The organism is Rhodococcus sp. OS5 (genome assembly GCF_056837585.1).
In genome coordinates this window covers 595,001-610,000 of the sequence record NZ_CM166368.1, presented here as the reverse complement: position 1 = coordinate 610,000, position 15,000 = coordinate 595,001, and the positions used below count along the sequence as shown (strand labels likewise).

At 59.6% G+C, this 15,000-nt stretch carries 10 protein-coding genes and 2 rRNA genes (1 of these 12 running past the window's edge); 7 read left to right on the top strand and 5 right to left on the bottom strand.

Annotated elements, in window-relative coordinates:
* Positions 1-112: the beginning of a DeoR/GlpR family DNA-binding transcription regulator gene (locus ACVZUB_RS02880; RefSeq protein ID WP_003941419.1), read on the bottom strand. 656 nt of this gene lie to the left of the window's left edge; the window shows 112 of its 768 coding nt (coding positions 1-112); it begins with the start codon at positions 110-112; its stop codon lies beyond the left edge, outside the window.
* A gap of 30 nt (positions 113-142) precedes the next feature.
* Complete coding sequence (pdxA, locus tag ACVZUB_RS02875; protein WP_081557279.1) at positions 143-2,395, bottom strand: 4-hydroxythreonine-4-phosphate dehydrogenase PdxA; 2,253 nt, start codon at positions 2,393-2,395, stop codon at positions 143-145.
* Between the two features lie 212 nt (positions 2,396-2,607).
* On the opposite strand from pdxA, the gene ACVZUB_RS02870 reads away from it, so the two are divergent.
* The 7 genes from ACVZUB_RS02870 to ACVZUB_RS02840 are packed head-to-tail and all read left to right on the top strand — an operon-like array spanning position 2,608 to position 9,596.
* The gene (locus ACVZUB_RS02870) at positions 2,608-4,185 is read left to right on the top strand and encodes an ABC transporter substrate-binding protein (RefSeq protein WP_474339471.1); all 1,578 of its coding nucleotides are present in this window, start codon (positions 2,608-2,610) and stop codon (positions 4,183-4,185) included.
* Between the two features lie 4 nt (positions 4,186-4,189).
* The gene (locus ACVZUB_RS02865) at positions 4,190-5,194 is read left to right on the top strand and encodes an ABC transporter permease (protein WP_007732496.1); all 1,005 of its coding nucleotides are present in this window, start codon (positions 4,190-4,192) and stop codon (positions 5,192-5,194) included.
* On the top strand, positions 5,194-6,141 hold the full coding sequence (locus ACVZUB_RS02860) for an ABC transporter permease (RefSeq protein WP_007732498.1): 948 nt from the start codon (positions 5,194-5,196) through the stop codon (positions 6,139-6,141). Before ACVZUB_RS02865 ends, ACVZUB_RS02860 begins: the two co-directional genes overlap by 1 nt.
* A 3-nt stretch (positions 6,142-6,144) precedes the next feature.
* Entirely contained in the window at positions 6,145-6,978 is an 834-nt protein-coding gene (locus tag ACVZUB_RS02855) for an ABC transporter ATP-binding protein (RefSeq protein ID WP_007732500.1), read from the top strand.
* A complete protein-coding gene (locus tag ACVZUB_RS02850; RefSeq protein ID WP_054782031.1) occupies positions 6,975-7,841 on the top strand; it encodes an ATP-binding cassette domain-containing protein in 867 nt (288 codons plus the stop codon). The genes ACVZUB_RS02855 and ACVZUB_RS02850 overlap by 4 nt, the downstream gene beginning before the upstream one ends.
* On the top strand, positions 7,841-8,800 hold the full coding sequence (locus ACVZUB_RS02845; RefSeq protein ID WP_042926594.1) for an aldo/keto reductase: 960 nt from the start codon (positions 7,841-7,843) through the stop codon (positions 8,798-8,800). The genes ACVZUB_RS02850 and ACVZUB_RS02845 overlap by 1 nt, the downstream gene beginning before the upstream one ends.
* Before the next feature lie 34 nt (positions 8,801-8,834).
* Complete coding sequence (locus tag ACVZUB_RS02840) at positions 8,835-9,596, top strand: HpcH/HpaI aldolase family protein (RefSeq protein ID WP_007732505.1); 762 nt, start codon at positions 8,835-8,837, stop codon at positions 9,594-9,596.
* Positions 9,597-9,659: 63 nt separating this feature from the next.
* Here the strand turns inward: ACVZUB_RS02840 and ACVZUB_RS02835 are convergent, their stop codons facing one another.
* From ACVZUB_RS02835 to ACVZUB_RS02825, 3 genes are all read right to left on the bottom strand, one after another.
* Positions 9,660-11,084, bottom strand: coding sequence for an aldehyde dehydrogenase family protein (locus ACVZUB_RS02835; RefSeq protein WP_482628123.1), 1,425 nt, complete (start codon positions 11,082-11,084; stop codon positions 9,660-9,662).
* Positions 11,085-11,476: 392 nt separating this feature from the next.
* Positions 11,477-11,593: ribosomal RNA gene (gene rrf / locus ACVZUB_RS02830) — 5S ribosomal RNA — on the bottom strand.
* A gap of 153 nt (positions 11,594-11,746) precedes the next feature.
* Positions 11,747-14,879: ribosomal RNA gene (locus tag ACVZUB_RS02825) — 23S ribosomal RNA — on the bottom strand.
* Positions 14,880-15,000 lie beyond the last annotated feature (121 nt).

Sequence of the window (15,000 nt, the reverse complement as noted above, 5' to 3'; positions counted from 1 at the left end):
TAGATGCAGTCACCCCGAATTGGGCAGACAGATCCTCGACACTGGCCAGACCGCTGGTGCGAGCGAGCCTCGCAATCTCCGACCGCCTCGCCTCCGACTCCCGGATGGCCATCGCTCCTCCCCCCCCTACAAACCGTGGTTCTTACTTGGAAACGAATGTGCTGGTTGCCAATTCGGCCGCCTGCCGCAGCGCTTCGACCATACTACCGGCCTCGGCAATGCCCTTACCTGCAATGTCGAAAGCGGTTCCGTGATCGACGGAGGTACGGATGACAGGTAACCCGACGGTGATGTTGACGCCGGCCTCGATCCCGAGAACCTTGACCGGGCCGTGCCCCTGATCGTGGTACATCGCAACGATCAAGTCGTAGTCCCCACGTCCAGCGAGGAAGAATGCCGTGTCCGCCGGCAGTGGGCCGTGGACGTCGATTCCTTCTGCCTTCAAGAGTTCGACGGCGGGAATGATCTTCTGCTCTTCCTCTCCGTACCCGAAAAGCCCGTTCTCCCCCGCATGCGGGTTGATCCCGCACACGCCGATTTTCGGAGATGGATTGCCCGTGCGCACCAAAGCTTCGTGACCTCGACGAATTGTCCTCTCGACCAAGCCGGGCTCGATCCTGGCAACTGCATCGAGCAGTCCGATGTGAGTGGTCACGTGAATCACCTTGAGCTTGGGGGTCGACAACATCATCGACACCTCCTCGGTACCGGTCAGGTGCGCAAGCAATTCCGTGTGTCCGGGATAGATGTGCCCTGCCGCATGCAGCGCTTCCTTGTTCAGCGGCGCCGTGCAGATCGACTGGACTTCACCGCGTACGGCGAGTTCGCTTGCGACGCGGATATATTGATAGGCCGCATCTCCCGCGACTGCCGACAGTTCACCCCAGGCGAGATCCTCGGGTAGCAAGTCCAGATCGATGACGTTGATCCGTCCATCGATGAATTCAGCATCCTTGATCTCCTCGATCGCGACCACGTCAACGTCGATTCCGAGCACCGTGGCAGCCAATCGCAAACGCTTCGCGTCGCCGACAACAACAGGGCGGCAACGCTTTCTCGTTTCGGCGTCGAGGAGTGCGGGGACGATCACTTCCGGTCCGACGCCGGCGCCGTCGCCCATCGTGACAGCAATCAGCGGCAGTGGAGTGGATTCGATTGACATGGGATTGACCTCGTTGTCTGAAGGAGTAACTGAAGGTGGACTGTCCGGAGCGGCGACCGGGGTGGGGTGCGCGAGAAACTTCGTTATGGAGAAAAGACTGTGTGCATTCCCGAAACTGCCTGGCCGCGTGACGATGTACCGTCCGGTGCGATCGACGGAAAGTACGGCGCCGTGTTCGATTTCGTAAATCGGTGACAGCGTGTCGATCCGCAGGCGGTCGAGAACGCTGCGCGCGGTTTCGCCACCGGTAAGTACCAGGTCGATCGGGTACTCGTCGTGGGAGAATCCTGCATCGACGGCAGCGATCAGATCGGCGAGAGCCGAAACGAGGTGGACGGATTCTGCAGGCACGACAGGTCCACTTACCGAAACCACGACGTTTCCGCGATCCAGTGCGTTCAGAATCGGAAGCGGATCGACCGAATGCGCCAGCAGCTCAGCACTGTTCACTTCGATATGATGCGCCCCTGAATCCCGAAGCAATGCCACTTGGTCCCCGGCAGACGCATCCGCCGTCCCCACGACGACCAAGGTAAATCGAGAATCACGAAGAGATGGGCACGCGACGGGTGACTGCACGGTTCTTCGTCGTGCCACTGCCATCGCGAGCGCCGAGGTTCCTACCAATCGAGAACCCCGAACCTCCTGTGCTGCAGCCACAATCAGTTCCAGATCACTCTCGGTCTCGACGTCGCAGATCGCCACCGACCCGGCTTCTGAGATCGACGCAAGAACCTGGATCAAACGACCGGAGCGAATGTCATCCAGCGATACGCCAGAAGTGATTGCCGACGGGCCGAGCGCCTCTGCAATCGACCGAGGAGTCGGCTTCGACTCCGCGCGCCACAGGTCGGTGGAGTGCAACGCAACCCCATCGACCAACACCACGCCGTCTTGCACCGTGCGCCCTTGTCTGGGCAGTCCGGCGGCGACGATGACCGGGGATCCGTCGCGGGAGAGTTCTCCAACCTCCGCTGCTATGTTGCCCCTGAGCAGGGAATCGATCTTCTTGACGATCTCGGAGCCGTCAGACGATTGCAGAACTGATCTCACGTCCCGAGAGGCTCTGGCGGGGTCGGATCGCCGTGAGTGCAGATCGAAAACCGTCACTCCTGATCCGTCGGGCGCATCTGGGCCGAGCCGAAGCGATATGCCCGAACTGCGGAGCAGAAATCCTGCGGCCGACTCCGCTGCTCCGGAAAGATCATCAGCGATGATTACCAGTGGTTTCATCGAATTCCTCGACCCCCTTTCGGTCTGAATCGAGTTTGCACAGCATCGCAACCGATGCGCGAAGTACGCAATCGAAGTTACGGGACTTGCGCGAAGTGCGCAACAGTGCCATTGTGAGCTGAGTTACAAGCGAGAGCCCGACGCGATTGTTCACCAACAGTCCGCTCGGAGCGTCGCCCCCACGCTGCCCCGTCAGGATCGAAAGGTCACCGATGACCAATACTCGTTTGCGAACACCACAGCTCTCCCGGCGATCCTTTCTGCAGTTCACCGGGCTGATCGGTGGCGCATCGCTTCTGGGCACGACTGCCGCGTGCGCCGGCCCTACCGGGAAACCGACACAGGACACCCTGGTGCTCGGGCTCAACCGCTCGCTCGTCAGCCTCGACAACAAACTCAATCAATTCGACGCAGCAGTCACGGCTCAACGTGGCGTCAGACAAGGTCTCACCCGGATCGGCGACAATCTGACACCGCAACTCGTTCTCGCTGACAGGTTCGAATCGACCGGCCCGACCGAGTGGACGGTTCGACTCCGCGAGGGCATCCGTTACTCCGACGGCACACCTGTGCTGATCGACGACGTCACGACGGCAATGCAGATGTACCAGCAGGTCAGCGGATCGTTTGTCGCACCGCAGTTCCCCGAGTGGCCGACGGTCGTCCCCATCGACGATCGCACCTTCATCCTTCGGACGAATTCCCCGGTGCCGGTTCTGGACTCGCTCATGTCCAACATCTTGATCACCCCGGCCGCTGCCAACGAACCCAACGAACTGCAGAGCGGAATCGGGTCGGGACCGTTCGTCGTCAGCGAATCGAACCGGGGCACCGGCGATTACACACTTGTCGCCAATGACAACTACTGGGGCCCGGCCCCCGGCGTTCGTCGTGTTCAGGTCCGCTTCATTCCCGAAGAGGCCGGCCGCGTCGTCGCGCTTCGGAGCGGCGAGGTCGACGTCATCGACTCGATCAGTCCCGATTCCGCCGAACAACTCGCCGATCTGCCTGGTGTCCAGGTGGACACAGTACCGAGCACACGCATCAACCAACTGTTCTTCAACTTCCGCAAGCCCGCCGATCACCCACTGTCCAATCCGCGTGTCCGAGAAGCTCTCACGTACGCCATCGACGGTGAGTCACTCGCTCGGGACGTGCTGATCGGTTCCGCAGTCCCGGCCACCGGCCCCGCACCGTCGACCTTGGACGGAGCCGTGAAAACCGGTACTTACCAATATGATCCACGGAAAGCGCGGCAAATGCTCGAGGCCGAAGGTGCCGACGACCTCGAACTCACCTTCATCTGGGAAACCGGAGAGTTCACCAACGACGTCTCGGTGATGGAATCGGTACTCGAAATGATGAAGGCCGTGGGAGTACGCGTCAAACTCCAGCAGTTCGAACCGGGCGGTGACATCTCGTCCTGGCGCCAGGGCAAGACCGGCGACTGGGATGTGCTGGGCAACGGCTACGGCAACCAGACCGGACTTGCACTGACCACGTTGCAGGGGATGTACGCCGGCACAGCGGAGAAGGAAGCAACTCGCGACACCTATCACGGGTACGTCTTCCCCGAAATCACCGCGAAGATCCAAGCCGCATCCAGTGAACCAGACCCGACCAAGCGCGCCGCTCTACTCGACGCCGCACAACAAGACATCTGGAACACCTGGCCTTGCCTGTGGAGCTTCGTACCCAACGCACTCCTTGCGAAACGCACTCGTGTACAAAATGTTTCACTGACCCCAATCAACTCCTACGACCTCGGCGCCGTCCGATTGGAGGCCTGAGGCGATGACTCTCACCGCTCCGAAACCGCAAACCGCTCTCGGAATCTCTCCGCGTCGACGCACAAGGATCAACCCGACCGTCAAATACGTGCTCAAACGTCTGGCACAGAGTGCCTTGACGATCTTCCTCACGCTCACAACAGTGTTCGTCCTGATCCGAATGGCACCCGGCGATCCTGCCTACGCCTTGGCCGGACCGCTGGCCAGCACCGAGGATCTCGCACAGATCCGTGCTGACATGGGCTTGGACAAGTCGGTGTTCTCCCAATACCTGATCTACCTGTGGGACCTCGTCCACCTGAATCTCGGCACGTCGTACTCGTTCCAGGCGCCGGCCATGGACGTTGTCCTCGGCCGTCTCCCGTACACCATCACCCTTGCCGTCAGCTCCATTCTGTTGACCGCCGTGCTCTCGATTCCGCTGGGCGTGTGGATGGCCCGTCACGCGGACACCAGACGTGAACTCGGTGCGAACGTCGTAGCCGTCGGCGGGCAGTCTATGCCGGAGTTCTGGAGCGGCCTGATGCTGGTGACGATCTTCGCGGTCTTGATCCCAGTACTCCCGGCAGCCGGTTTCACCACATGGCCGTCGTTGATCCTGCCTACCGTCACCATCGCCATCCTTCAGATCGCGTTGATCTCCCGGATGGTTCGACGCGAAATGGTCTCGGCCTTCGCTTCTCCGTACATCACGGTCGCACGCTCTCGCGGAGTATCGGAACGCGAACTCACCTGGCGATATGCGATGCGTAATTCGGCGATTCCGATCGTCACCGCGCTGGGCACCAGATTCGCCGGAATGCTGAACGGCGTCGTGGTGGTCGAGGTCGTGTTCGCCTGGCCTGGTGTCGGCTCGCTGGTGGTCCGCGCACTCGAGACTCGCGACTACCCGCTCATCCAGGCCACCGTGCTTGTCACCGCGGTTCTCGCCGTGCTCGTGCAACTGGCAGTGGACCTCCTCTACCCCCTCCTGGATCCACGCGTGCGACTCGGAAAGGGCGCCAACTGATGACTACCGTCTTGGAACCTCCAACAACTCCACGCGCCAGCGCGGTCACCGAGGCAGACTTCGCACGCGCCGGAGCCACGCGCCGTAAGCGAGACAGCCGAGTCAAGATCTGGACCGGCTCGATCTGCGCGCTCCTGGTGATTCTTCCTGTTGCATTGGCGGGACTACTCCCCCTTGCAGATCCGAACCAGACCAACCTGAGCAGTCGACGGCTACCGCCCCTCACCGACGGCCATCTGTTCGGCACCGATCAGTTGGGACGAGATCTGCTCTCACGGATCCTGCACGGCGGCCAGGTGTCTCTGACGATCGGTATTCTCGCCGTGATCGTCTCCGGCGTCATCGGCATCGTCGCCGGATCCGCCGCGGGGTACTTCGGTGGTTGGGTCGACACCGTGATCTCCCGCCTACTCGAAGCACAGCTTTCTCTGCCTTTGCTGATGATGCTGCTTCTCGTTGTTGCGCTGTTCGGCCCGTCCATTCCCGTCATCACGTTTGTCATCGCGATCGCACAGTGGCCCGAAGTCGCACGGTTGACTCGCTCATTGGTACTCGTCGAACGCGAAAAGCCTTACGTAGCTGCAGCTCGAGTCCTCGGACTTACCCGCATGGCCATCCTGCTTCGTCACGTCATTCCCAACATCGTCAAGCAGGCATCGCTCGTCGTCCTGCTGCTGCTCGCGCAGGCCGTACTGCTGGAAAGTTCGTTGAGTTACCTCGGCGCCGGACCGCAACGTCCATTCGCTACCTGGGGACGAATCATCGCCGACGGCCAGGACTACATCACCACGTCATGGTGGATCGTCACGTTGACCGGTCTGATGATCGTGCTGCTGGTCGTCGGAGTGAACCTACTCGGCGATGGTCTGCGCGATCGTCCTGCAGGTTCGAAACGACTGGGCGCAAGCCTGTTCGGGCGTGGCAGCGCCCAGAAAGCGAAGGCGTGAGACATGGGAAATCTACTACGGGTCGACGATCTCCAGATCGAACTTGTCACGGCGAACGGCGTCATCCGAGCCGTCGACGGCGTGTCCTTCTGCATCGACGCCGGTGAAACCGTCACCATCATCGGTGAATCCGGCTCCGGAAAGTCGACGACAGCCATGGGGATTCTCGGACTGCTTCCGGACGATCTTGCGGTTCTTTCCGGGAAAGCCGTGTTCAAGGGTCAGGACATTCTCGGAAACACGAAGATCCTGAACGATATTCGCGGAAAACACATCGCGCTCATCCCCCAGGACCCGATGACGGCTCTGAGTCCCGTCCACACCATCGGCAGCCAACTTCGAGAAGCAGTGCGCCACAGCGGTGTGACCGCGAAGAAGCAACAAATCGAGCGGGCAGTGCAACTGCTCGAGCAGGTACGCATTCCGTATCCGGATCAGCAACTCGACAAGTACCCGCATCAACTGTCGGGTGGAATGTTGCAGCGCGTCCTGATCGCCGGCGCTCTTGCTGCCGGCCCCGAACTGATCGTGGCCGACGAACCCACCAGCGCACTGGACGTAACCGTTCAGGCCGGGATTCTGGATCTTCTGCTCGAGTTGCAGGAGCGCACCGGCATCGGAATGCTGGTCATCACTCACGATCTCGGAGTTGCGCGGTTGGTCTCCGATCGCATCTACGTGATGAAGGACGGACGTTTTGTCGAGACCGGTAGTGCCGACGTTCTCGTCGACTCACCGCAAAGCGCCTACACACAAAAGCTTCTCGACGCCATACCTCAACTGGGGCCTTGGGACGGCGACCCCGCCCGTTCAACACAGATCGGAGCCTCGGCATGACCCGCCACGAAACGCCACTTCTCGCCGTCGAAGATCTCGTGGTCGAGTATCCGGTTCCCGACGGAGTTTTCCGAGCCGTGGATGCTGTGAGCTTCTCGGTGGAAAAGGGCAAGACCTTGGCCATCGTCGGCGAATCCGGATGTGGCAAGTCGACCATCGCTCGATCGATCGTCCGACTCCTCACACCGACCAGTGGACGCATTCTCGTCGACGGCAATGACATCGCGCAGATGTCGGAGAAGTCGCTGCGCCCCTACCGCTCTCGCGTTCAAATGGTGTTCCAAGATCCGTACGGATCGCTCGACCCTCATCTGACTGCCGAGGACATCATCGGAGAACCACTGCGCCTCAAAGGTGTTCGGAGCAAGTCTGAACGCGCAAAGACAGCAGCAGAACTCGTCGATCGCGTTGGCTTGCCCAGCTCGGCACTACACCGGCGTCCGGCGGAGTTCTCAGGAGGCCAACGTCAGCGCATCGGAATTGCTCGTGCACTTGCCAGCGGACCCGAGATCCTGGTCTGCGACGAAGCGACCAGCGCTCTCGACGTGTCGGTGCAAGCGCAGGTACTCGAGCTCCTACGTGAAATTCAGGCCGATACCGGTCTGACGTACGTTTTCATCTCACACAACTTGGGCGTCGTCCGAGAAATCAGCGAGACCCTAGTCGTGATGTCGAAAGGAACCATCGTCGAATCCGGTTCCACAGACACAGTTCTCGCCAGTCCGCGCGAGCCGTACACCCGCGCACTACGAGGCGCTGCTCTCGATCCCACCACCATGGTCGGCATCAAACCACGCCACGTGGTGGCAGCCCTGTCCAAGAACTTGCTAGCCAAGCAGACCGAATCACGAGGAGTTGCCTGATGACCGCCCCACTCGAGCTTCCGAAACTGGTGCTCGGCACCATGACATTCGGAGACACGGTCGACATATCGGGCGCCGGATCGATGCTCGACGCAGCACTAGGCGCCGGTATCTCTCACATCGACACGGCCAACGGCTATGCGGGCGGCGAGTCCGAGCGCATGCTGGCAAAGCTGCTCCACGGCCGACGCGATTCCGTCACTCTGGCCACCAAAGCGGGAATGCCGCATCCCGATGCCGGCGACAACAGCCCACTCTCGACAGAGGGGCTCCGAGCAAGCGTCGAAGGAAGCCTGCGCAGACTCGACACGGACTACGTCGACCTGTTCTATCTCCATCAGCCGGACCGAACCGTCACGCTGACCGAAACTCTCACCACCGTCGCGGAACTGGTTGCCGAGGGCAAGATCCGCACACTCGGCGTATCCAACTTCGCAGCGTGGCAAATCAGTGAAATCAACTACACCGCAGACACAGTCGGAGCTCCCCGACCGATCGTCGCACAGCAGCTCTACAACTTGCTCGCGCGTCGCATCGAAGAAGAATACGCAGAATTCGCGGACGTGACCGGACTGACCACCATGGTCTACAACCCGCTCGGTGGGGGTCTGCTCACGGGGCGCCACACCTTCGACGAAAGTCCCGCCGACGGCCGATTCGGCGACTCACGTCTTGCGTCGATGTACAAGGAGCGATACTGGAACACACAGATATTCGACGCGATCGCTCAACTGACGGCAATCGCAGAGCAGTCGGGCATCTCCCTGACCGAGCTTGCGTTGCGCTGGCTGGTCAGCAAGCCCGTCGCCGGATCGCTGCTCCTCGGAGGATCCAAAGTAACGCACCTCGAATCCAATATCGCGGCCATCGGGCGAGGTCCACTCGACGCCTCGACCGTCGAAGAGTGTGATCTCGTCGGTGCCGCCCTACGAGGCCCCATGCCCAACTACAACCGCTGAAACACCCGACCTTCATCAGGAAGAGTTCTTCACTATGTCAGCACAGGAATTCGCCGCACGCATCCGAGGACGCGAACGCATACTCGGATATTGGTCCGTCATCGACAGCCCGATCTCGACCGAATGGATCGCGCACGTCGGCTGGGACTACATTGCCCTCGACATGCAGCACGGCCTGATCGGCTATTCGGGGATGGTCGCCGGGCTCACCGCCATCGACTCGTCACCGTCCACCGTCGGGATGGTGCGCGTCGAGGCAAACAATCCGACACCCATCGGCCGTGCACTCGACGCGGGCGCTGTGGGCGTCATCGTTCCGCTGATCAACAACGCCGAAGAGGCAGCGGCCGCCGTGGCAGCCGCCAAGTATCCGCCTTTCGGCATCCGCTCCTACGGACCCATGCGCTCGCAACTCCGTATCGGCCCCGTTCCCGCCGACGCGAACCGCGACACCGTTGTATTTGCGATGATCGAGACCCCACAGGGTCTGGCGAACGTCGAAGAGATCTGCGCAGTGCCCGGATTGGACGGCGTGTACGTCGGGCCGTCCGACCTACGAATCGCCGTCGGAGGTAAGCACTCCAACGATCCGGACGTCGCCGAGGAATTCGAATCAGCGCTCACCAGGGTGCGCGAAGCTGCCGCCGTCAGCGGAGTCGCTGCGGGAATCCACACACCTTCCGGTCAGGTTGCGGCACAACGGCTCGGGGAGGGCTACACGTTCGCGACCGTGGCCTCGGACCTGACACATCTGGCGAACATCTCGGCTCAGCATTTGGATGCCGCCAAGTCCTGATCCGGGTACAAAAATGGCGATGCTCCCGCACTTGGTACGGGAGCATCGCCATTCTCGAACAAACTATCTCTGAATCGCCTTGATCTCGAGGAACTCTTCGAGCCCGAACGCGCCGGCCTCGCGCCCGACGCCCGACTGCTTGTACCCACCGAACGGAGCATTCGTGTTGAAGGCGCCGCCGTTCACCTCGACCTGCCCGGCACGCAGTTGCCGTGCGACGCGATCCGCGCGATCGGGGTCACCTGACCAAACGCCACCGGCCAGTCCGTACTCGGTGCCGTTAGCGATCCGCACTGCGTCGGCCTCGTCTTTGTAGCCCATGATCGAGAGGACCGGTCCGAAGATCTCCTCGCGCGCAATGGTCATGTCTTCGGTCACGTTCGCGAACACCGTCGGACCGACGAAATATCCACTGGCCAGACCGGTTTCGCGACCGTCGACAACCGCGGTGGCACCTTCCGACACACCCTTCTCGATGTATCCGCGAACGCGTCCCAGCTGATTCGCGTTCACCAGAGGACCAAGCACCGAAGTCGGCTGAGTCGGATCACCTACCGGGAAATGAGCGGCGACCGCAGCAGCAATTGCCGCTGCCTCATCCACCTTCTCCGCGGGAACCAACATACGCGTCAGCGCCGAACAGGTCTGGCCCGAGTTGATGAAGCACTTTGCGACGCCGTCCGTGACAGCCTTTTCGAGATCGGCGTCGTCGAGAATGACGTTCGCCGACTTGCCACCCAGCTCGAGCGAGACCTTCTTGATGGTGTCCGCGGCGACGATGGCCACTCGCTTGCCTGCCCGAGTCGACCCGGTGAAGGAGACCATGTCGACTTCCGGGTGGCCGGCGATGGCTTCACCCACTACCGGGCCGTAGCCACTTACCAGGTTGAATACACCTGCAGGCAAACCAATTTCGTCGAAGATGTCAGCGAGAGCGTACGTGATGAGTGGCGCAACCTCGGTGGGCTTGAGAACCACGGTGCAGCCCGCCGCGAGCGCACCGCCAACCTTCAAGACAACTTGGTGGAGCGGGAAGTTCCAGGGAGTGATAGCGCCGACAACACCCGCAGGTTCGCGAACAATCAGCGAATTCCCGACCTCGTGAGCGTCGAAATCATAAGTGCGAGCCAATTCGGCAAATGCATTCAAATTCGCGAGCGGCATTCCGATTTGCACGGGCTTCGCGAATCCGATCGGCATGCCCATATCCTGCGAAACCAGCGCCGCAAGATCATCGGTACGTTCGGCAATAATCGCCGCGGCTTTGGAAAGATATTCGGCTCGCTCGCCGCCGGATAGTGCAGACCAAGCGGGGAAAGCCTTTCGTGCTGCCTTCGCGGCCGCATCGACATCTTCGACAGTGCCTTCGGCGACAGTTCCTATCAGCTCTTCCGTAGCCGGATTGAGAACGTCGATCCGACCGCTGCCAGTGGATTCGATCCAGGCGCCATCAACATAGATTTTGGTGCGGTCGAGAATATCGGTCATCGAAGCCTCCGTAGTCATCACGCGTGCACAGGTGAGGTGGGCCCGATCACACGGGGCACCTCTTCCGAGCCTAGCCACGCTCGACGGGTTCCGTGGCAGGTTGGTGTCGAGATTGACCTTCGACTGACGAGACCTGTGGTGCGCGCACGCTTTTCAGTGATGGTGTGAACGTACCGTTCCCCTCGTTGAGGAGGGTGAGAGTGTCGTTCACTCGATCCCGGACGGGGTGGTGAGTCGGCTGTGCTCCCGCCCCTGATGGTGCGAACGGTGCGTTGGGTCGATCTGAGGCGACGAAAGTACCGTTCGCTCGAAGTCGGGAGTGCTTTCGGGGGGTGTTTTGGGTACGAGAAAGCCCCCCAACCAGTACTGGTTGGGGGGCTTCTCTAATGTGTGTTCGGCGGTGTCCTACTCTCCCACACCCTGTCGAGTGCAGTACCATCGGCGCTGAAGGGCTTAGCTTCCGGGTTCGGAATGGGACCGGGCGTTTCCCCTTCGCTATGACCGCCGTAACTCTATGAAACTGTCACAGTAACCTTCTTCTGATCACCTGGTTTCACCACCCGTCAACACCAGTTTCTGGTGTTGGGGGATGGAGAAAACAGGGTTTCTCATCAGTATCTGTGTGTTGTTTCAGATACCGCACAGTGGACGCGTAGCTTCTTTGTGGTAAGTCCTCGGCCTATTAGTACCAGTCACCTGCATGCATTACTGCACTTCCAGTTCTGGCCTATCAACCCGGTGGTCTGCCGGGGGCCTTACCCCCTCGAGGGGGTGAGAAACCTCATCTTGGAACAGGCTTCCCGCTTAGATGCTTTCAGCGGTTATCCCTTCCGAACGTAGCTAACCAGCGGTGCTCCTGGCGGAACAACTGGCACACCAGAGGTTCGTCCGTCCCGGTCCTCTCGTACTAGGGACAGCCTTCCTCAAGTTTCTAACGCGCGCGGCGGATAGAGACCGAACTGTCTCACGACGTTCTAAACCCAGCTCGCGTGCCGCTTTAATGGGCGAACAGCCCAACCCTTGGGACCTACTCCAGCCCCAGGATGCGACGAGCCGACATCGAGGTGCCAAACCATCCCGTCGATATGGACTCTTGGGGAAGATCAGCCTGTTATCCCCGGGGTACCTTTTATCCGTTGAGCGACACCGCTTCCACTTGCCGGTGCCGGATCACTAGTCCCGACTTTCGTCCCTGCTCGACCTGTCAGTCTCACAGTCAAGCTCCCTTGTGCACTTGCACTCGACACCTGATTGCCAACCAGGCTGAGGGAACCTTTGGGCGCCTCCGTTACATTTTGGGAGGCAACCGCCCCAGTTAAACTACCCACCAGGCACTGTCCCTGAACCAGATCATGGTCCGAGGTTAGAGGTCCAATTCGATCAGAGTGGTATTTCAACAACGACTCCACGATAACTGGCGTCACCGCTTCACAGTCTCCCACCTATCCTACACAAACCGAACCGAACACCAATACCAAGCTGTAGTGAAGGTCCCGGGGTCTTTTCGTCCTGCCGCGCGTAACGAGCATCTTTACTCGTAATGCAATTTCGCCGAGTCTACGGTTGAGACAGCTGAGAAGTCGTTACGCCATTCGTGCAGGTCGGAACTTACCCGACAAGGAATTTCGCTACCTTAGGATGGTTATAGTTACCACCGCCGTTTACTGGGGCTTAAATTCTCAGCTTCGCTCCGAAGAACTAACCGGTCCTCTTAACCTTCCAGCACCGGGCAGGCGTCAGTCCGTATACATCGTCTTACGACTTCGCACGGACCTGTGTTTTTAGTAAACAGTCGCTTCTCACTGGTCTCTGCGGCCCCACCCAGCTCAGACAGTAAATGTCGTCACCAGACAGGGCCCCCCTTCTCCCGAAGTTACGGGGGCATTTTGCCGAGTTCCTTAACCATAGTTATCTCGATCGCCTTAGTATTCTCTACCTGACCACCTGTGTCGGTTTGGGGTACGGGCCGTGTGAAAGCTCGCTAGAGGCTTTTCTCGGCAGCATAGGATCACTGAATTCGCCTCAATCGGCTACGCATCACGTCTCAGGCTATGTGCGACCCGGATTTGCCTAGGTCACGCCCTACACGCTTACACCAGTATTACCACTGACTGGCTCAGCTACCTTCCTGCGTCACCCCATCGCTTGGCTACTACCAGATCAGGTCCCATGCATCCACCAACTCGAGACCCGAAGGTCTTCTCGTGGCTTCAGGATGGTTAGTATCACTGATTCACCATGGGCGCGTTCACACGGGTACGGGAATATCAACCCGTTGTCCATCGGCTACGCCTGTCGGCCTCGTCTTAGGTCCCGACTCACCCTGGGCGGATTAACCTGGCCCAGGAACCCTTGGTCATTCGGCGGACGAGTTTCTCACTCGTCTTTCGCTACTCATGCCTGCATTCTCACTCGTGTGGCCTCCACGGCTAGGTCACCCTGCCGCTTCCATGGCCACACGACGCTCCCCTACCCATCCACACACCTGCCAGAAAATCCTTGGATCAACTGGGGGCTATTGCGTGAATGCCGCAGCTTCGGTGGTGTACTTGAGCCCCGCTACATTGTCGGCGCAGGATCACTTGACCAGTGAGCTATTACGCACTCTTTCAAGGGTGGCTGCTTCTAAGCCAACCTCCTGGTTGTCTTCGCGACCCCACATCCTTTTCCACTTAGTACACGCTTAGGGACCTTAGCTGGCGATCTGGGCTGTTTCCCTCTCGACTACGAACCTTATCGCCCGCAGTCTCACTGCCGCGCTCTCACTCACCGGCATTCGGAGTTTGGCTGATTTCGGTAAGCTTGTGGGCCCCCTAGACCATCCAGTAGCTCTACCTCCGGTGAGAAACACGCGACGCTGCACCTAAATGCATTTCGGGGAGAACCAGCTATCACGGAGTTTGATTGGCCTTTCACCCCTACCCACAACTCATCCCCTCAGTTTTCAACCTAAGTGGGTTCGGTCCTCCACGACGTCTTACCGTCGCTTCAACCTGGCCATGGGTAGATCACTCCGCTTCGGGTCTAGAGCATGCCACTACGATCGCCCTATTCGGACTCGCTTTCGCTACGGCTACCCCACACGGGTTAACCTCGCGACATGCCACTAACTCGCAGGCTCATTCTTCAAAAGGCACGCCATCACCCCCAGCAGTAAACTGCTCGAAGGCTCTGACGGATTGTAAGCGCACGGTTTCAGGTACTATTTCACTCCCCTCCCGGGGTACTTTTCACCTTTCCCTCACGGTACTAGTCCGCTATCGGTCACCAGGGAGTATTCAGGCTTATCGGGTGGTCCCGACAGATTCACACCAGATTTCACGGGCCCGGTGCTACTTGGGTTTCCATTACAACAGTCACAAAGTTTTCGTGTACGGGATTCTCACCCTCTACGACAGGCCGTTCCAGACCACTTCCACTAACCCTGTGATTTCTTACTGTTGGCCAACACGGCAGTATTGACAAAATGAACCCCACAACCCCACGAATGCAACACCTGCCGGCTATCACACACCCATGGTTTAGCCTCTTCCGCTTTCGCTCGCCACTACTCACGGAATCACGGTTGTTTTCTCTTCCTGTGGGTACTGAGATGTTTCACTTCCCCACGTTCCCTCCACACGCCCTATATATTCAGGCGCGGGTAACACGACATCACTCGTGCTGGGTTTCCCCATTCGGACATCCTCGGATCACAGCTCGGTTGACAGCTCCCCGAGGCTTATCGCAGCCTCCTACGTCCTTCATCGGCTCCTGGTGCCAAGGCATCCACCGTACGCTCTTCATTACTTACAACAAAGATGCTCGCGTCCACTGTGCAGTTCTCAAACAACACACAAACAACCACATACACGTTGACACCAACACCCACCAAAGTGGACCGGTATGACAACTGCAGTCATTTGTCGTTACTTCC

What these genes read in the sequence shown, in the direction of transcription:
- ACVZUB_RS02870 (WP_474339471.1), top strand. Translation starts at nt 2,608, where the DNA reads ATGACCAATACTCGTTTGCGAACACCACAGCTCTCCCGGCGATCCTTT.
- pdxA (WP_081557279.1), bottom strand. Translation starts at nt 2,395, where the DNA reads ATGAAACCACTGGTAATCATCGCTGATGATCTTTCCGGAGCAGCGGAG.
- ACVZUB_RS02865 (WP_007732496.1), top strand. Translation starts at nt 4,190, where the DNA reads ATGACTCTCACCGCTCCGAAACCGCAAACCGCTCTCGGAATCTCTCCG.
- ACVZUB_RS02840 (WP_007732505.1), top strand. Translation starts at nt 8,835, where the DNA reads ATGTCAGCACAGGAATTCGCCGCACGCATCCGAGGACGCGAACGCATA.
- ACVZUB_RS02860 (WP_007732498.1), top strand. Translation starts at nt 5,194, where the DNA reads ATGACTACCGTCTTGGAACCTCCAACAACTCCACGCGCCAGCGCGGTC.
- ACVZUB_RS02845 (WP_042926594.1), top strand. Translation starts at nt 7,841, where the DNA reads ATGACCGCCCCACTCGAGCTTCCGAAACTGGTGCTCGGCACCATGACA.
- ACVZUB_RS02835 (WP_482628123.1), bottom strand. Translation starts at nt 11,084, where the DNA reads ATGACCGATATTCTCGACCGCACCAAAATCTATGTTGATGGCGCCTGG.
- ACVZUB_RS02855 (WP_007732500.1), top strand. Translation starts at nt 6,145, where the DNA reads ATGGGAAATCTACTACGGGTCGACGATCTCCAGATCGAACTTGTCACG.
- ACVZUB_RS02850 (WP_054782031.1), top strand. Translation starts at nt 6,975, where the DNA reads ATGACCCGCCACGAAACGCCACTTCTCGCCGTCGAAGATCTCGTGGTC.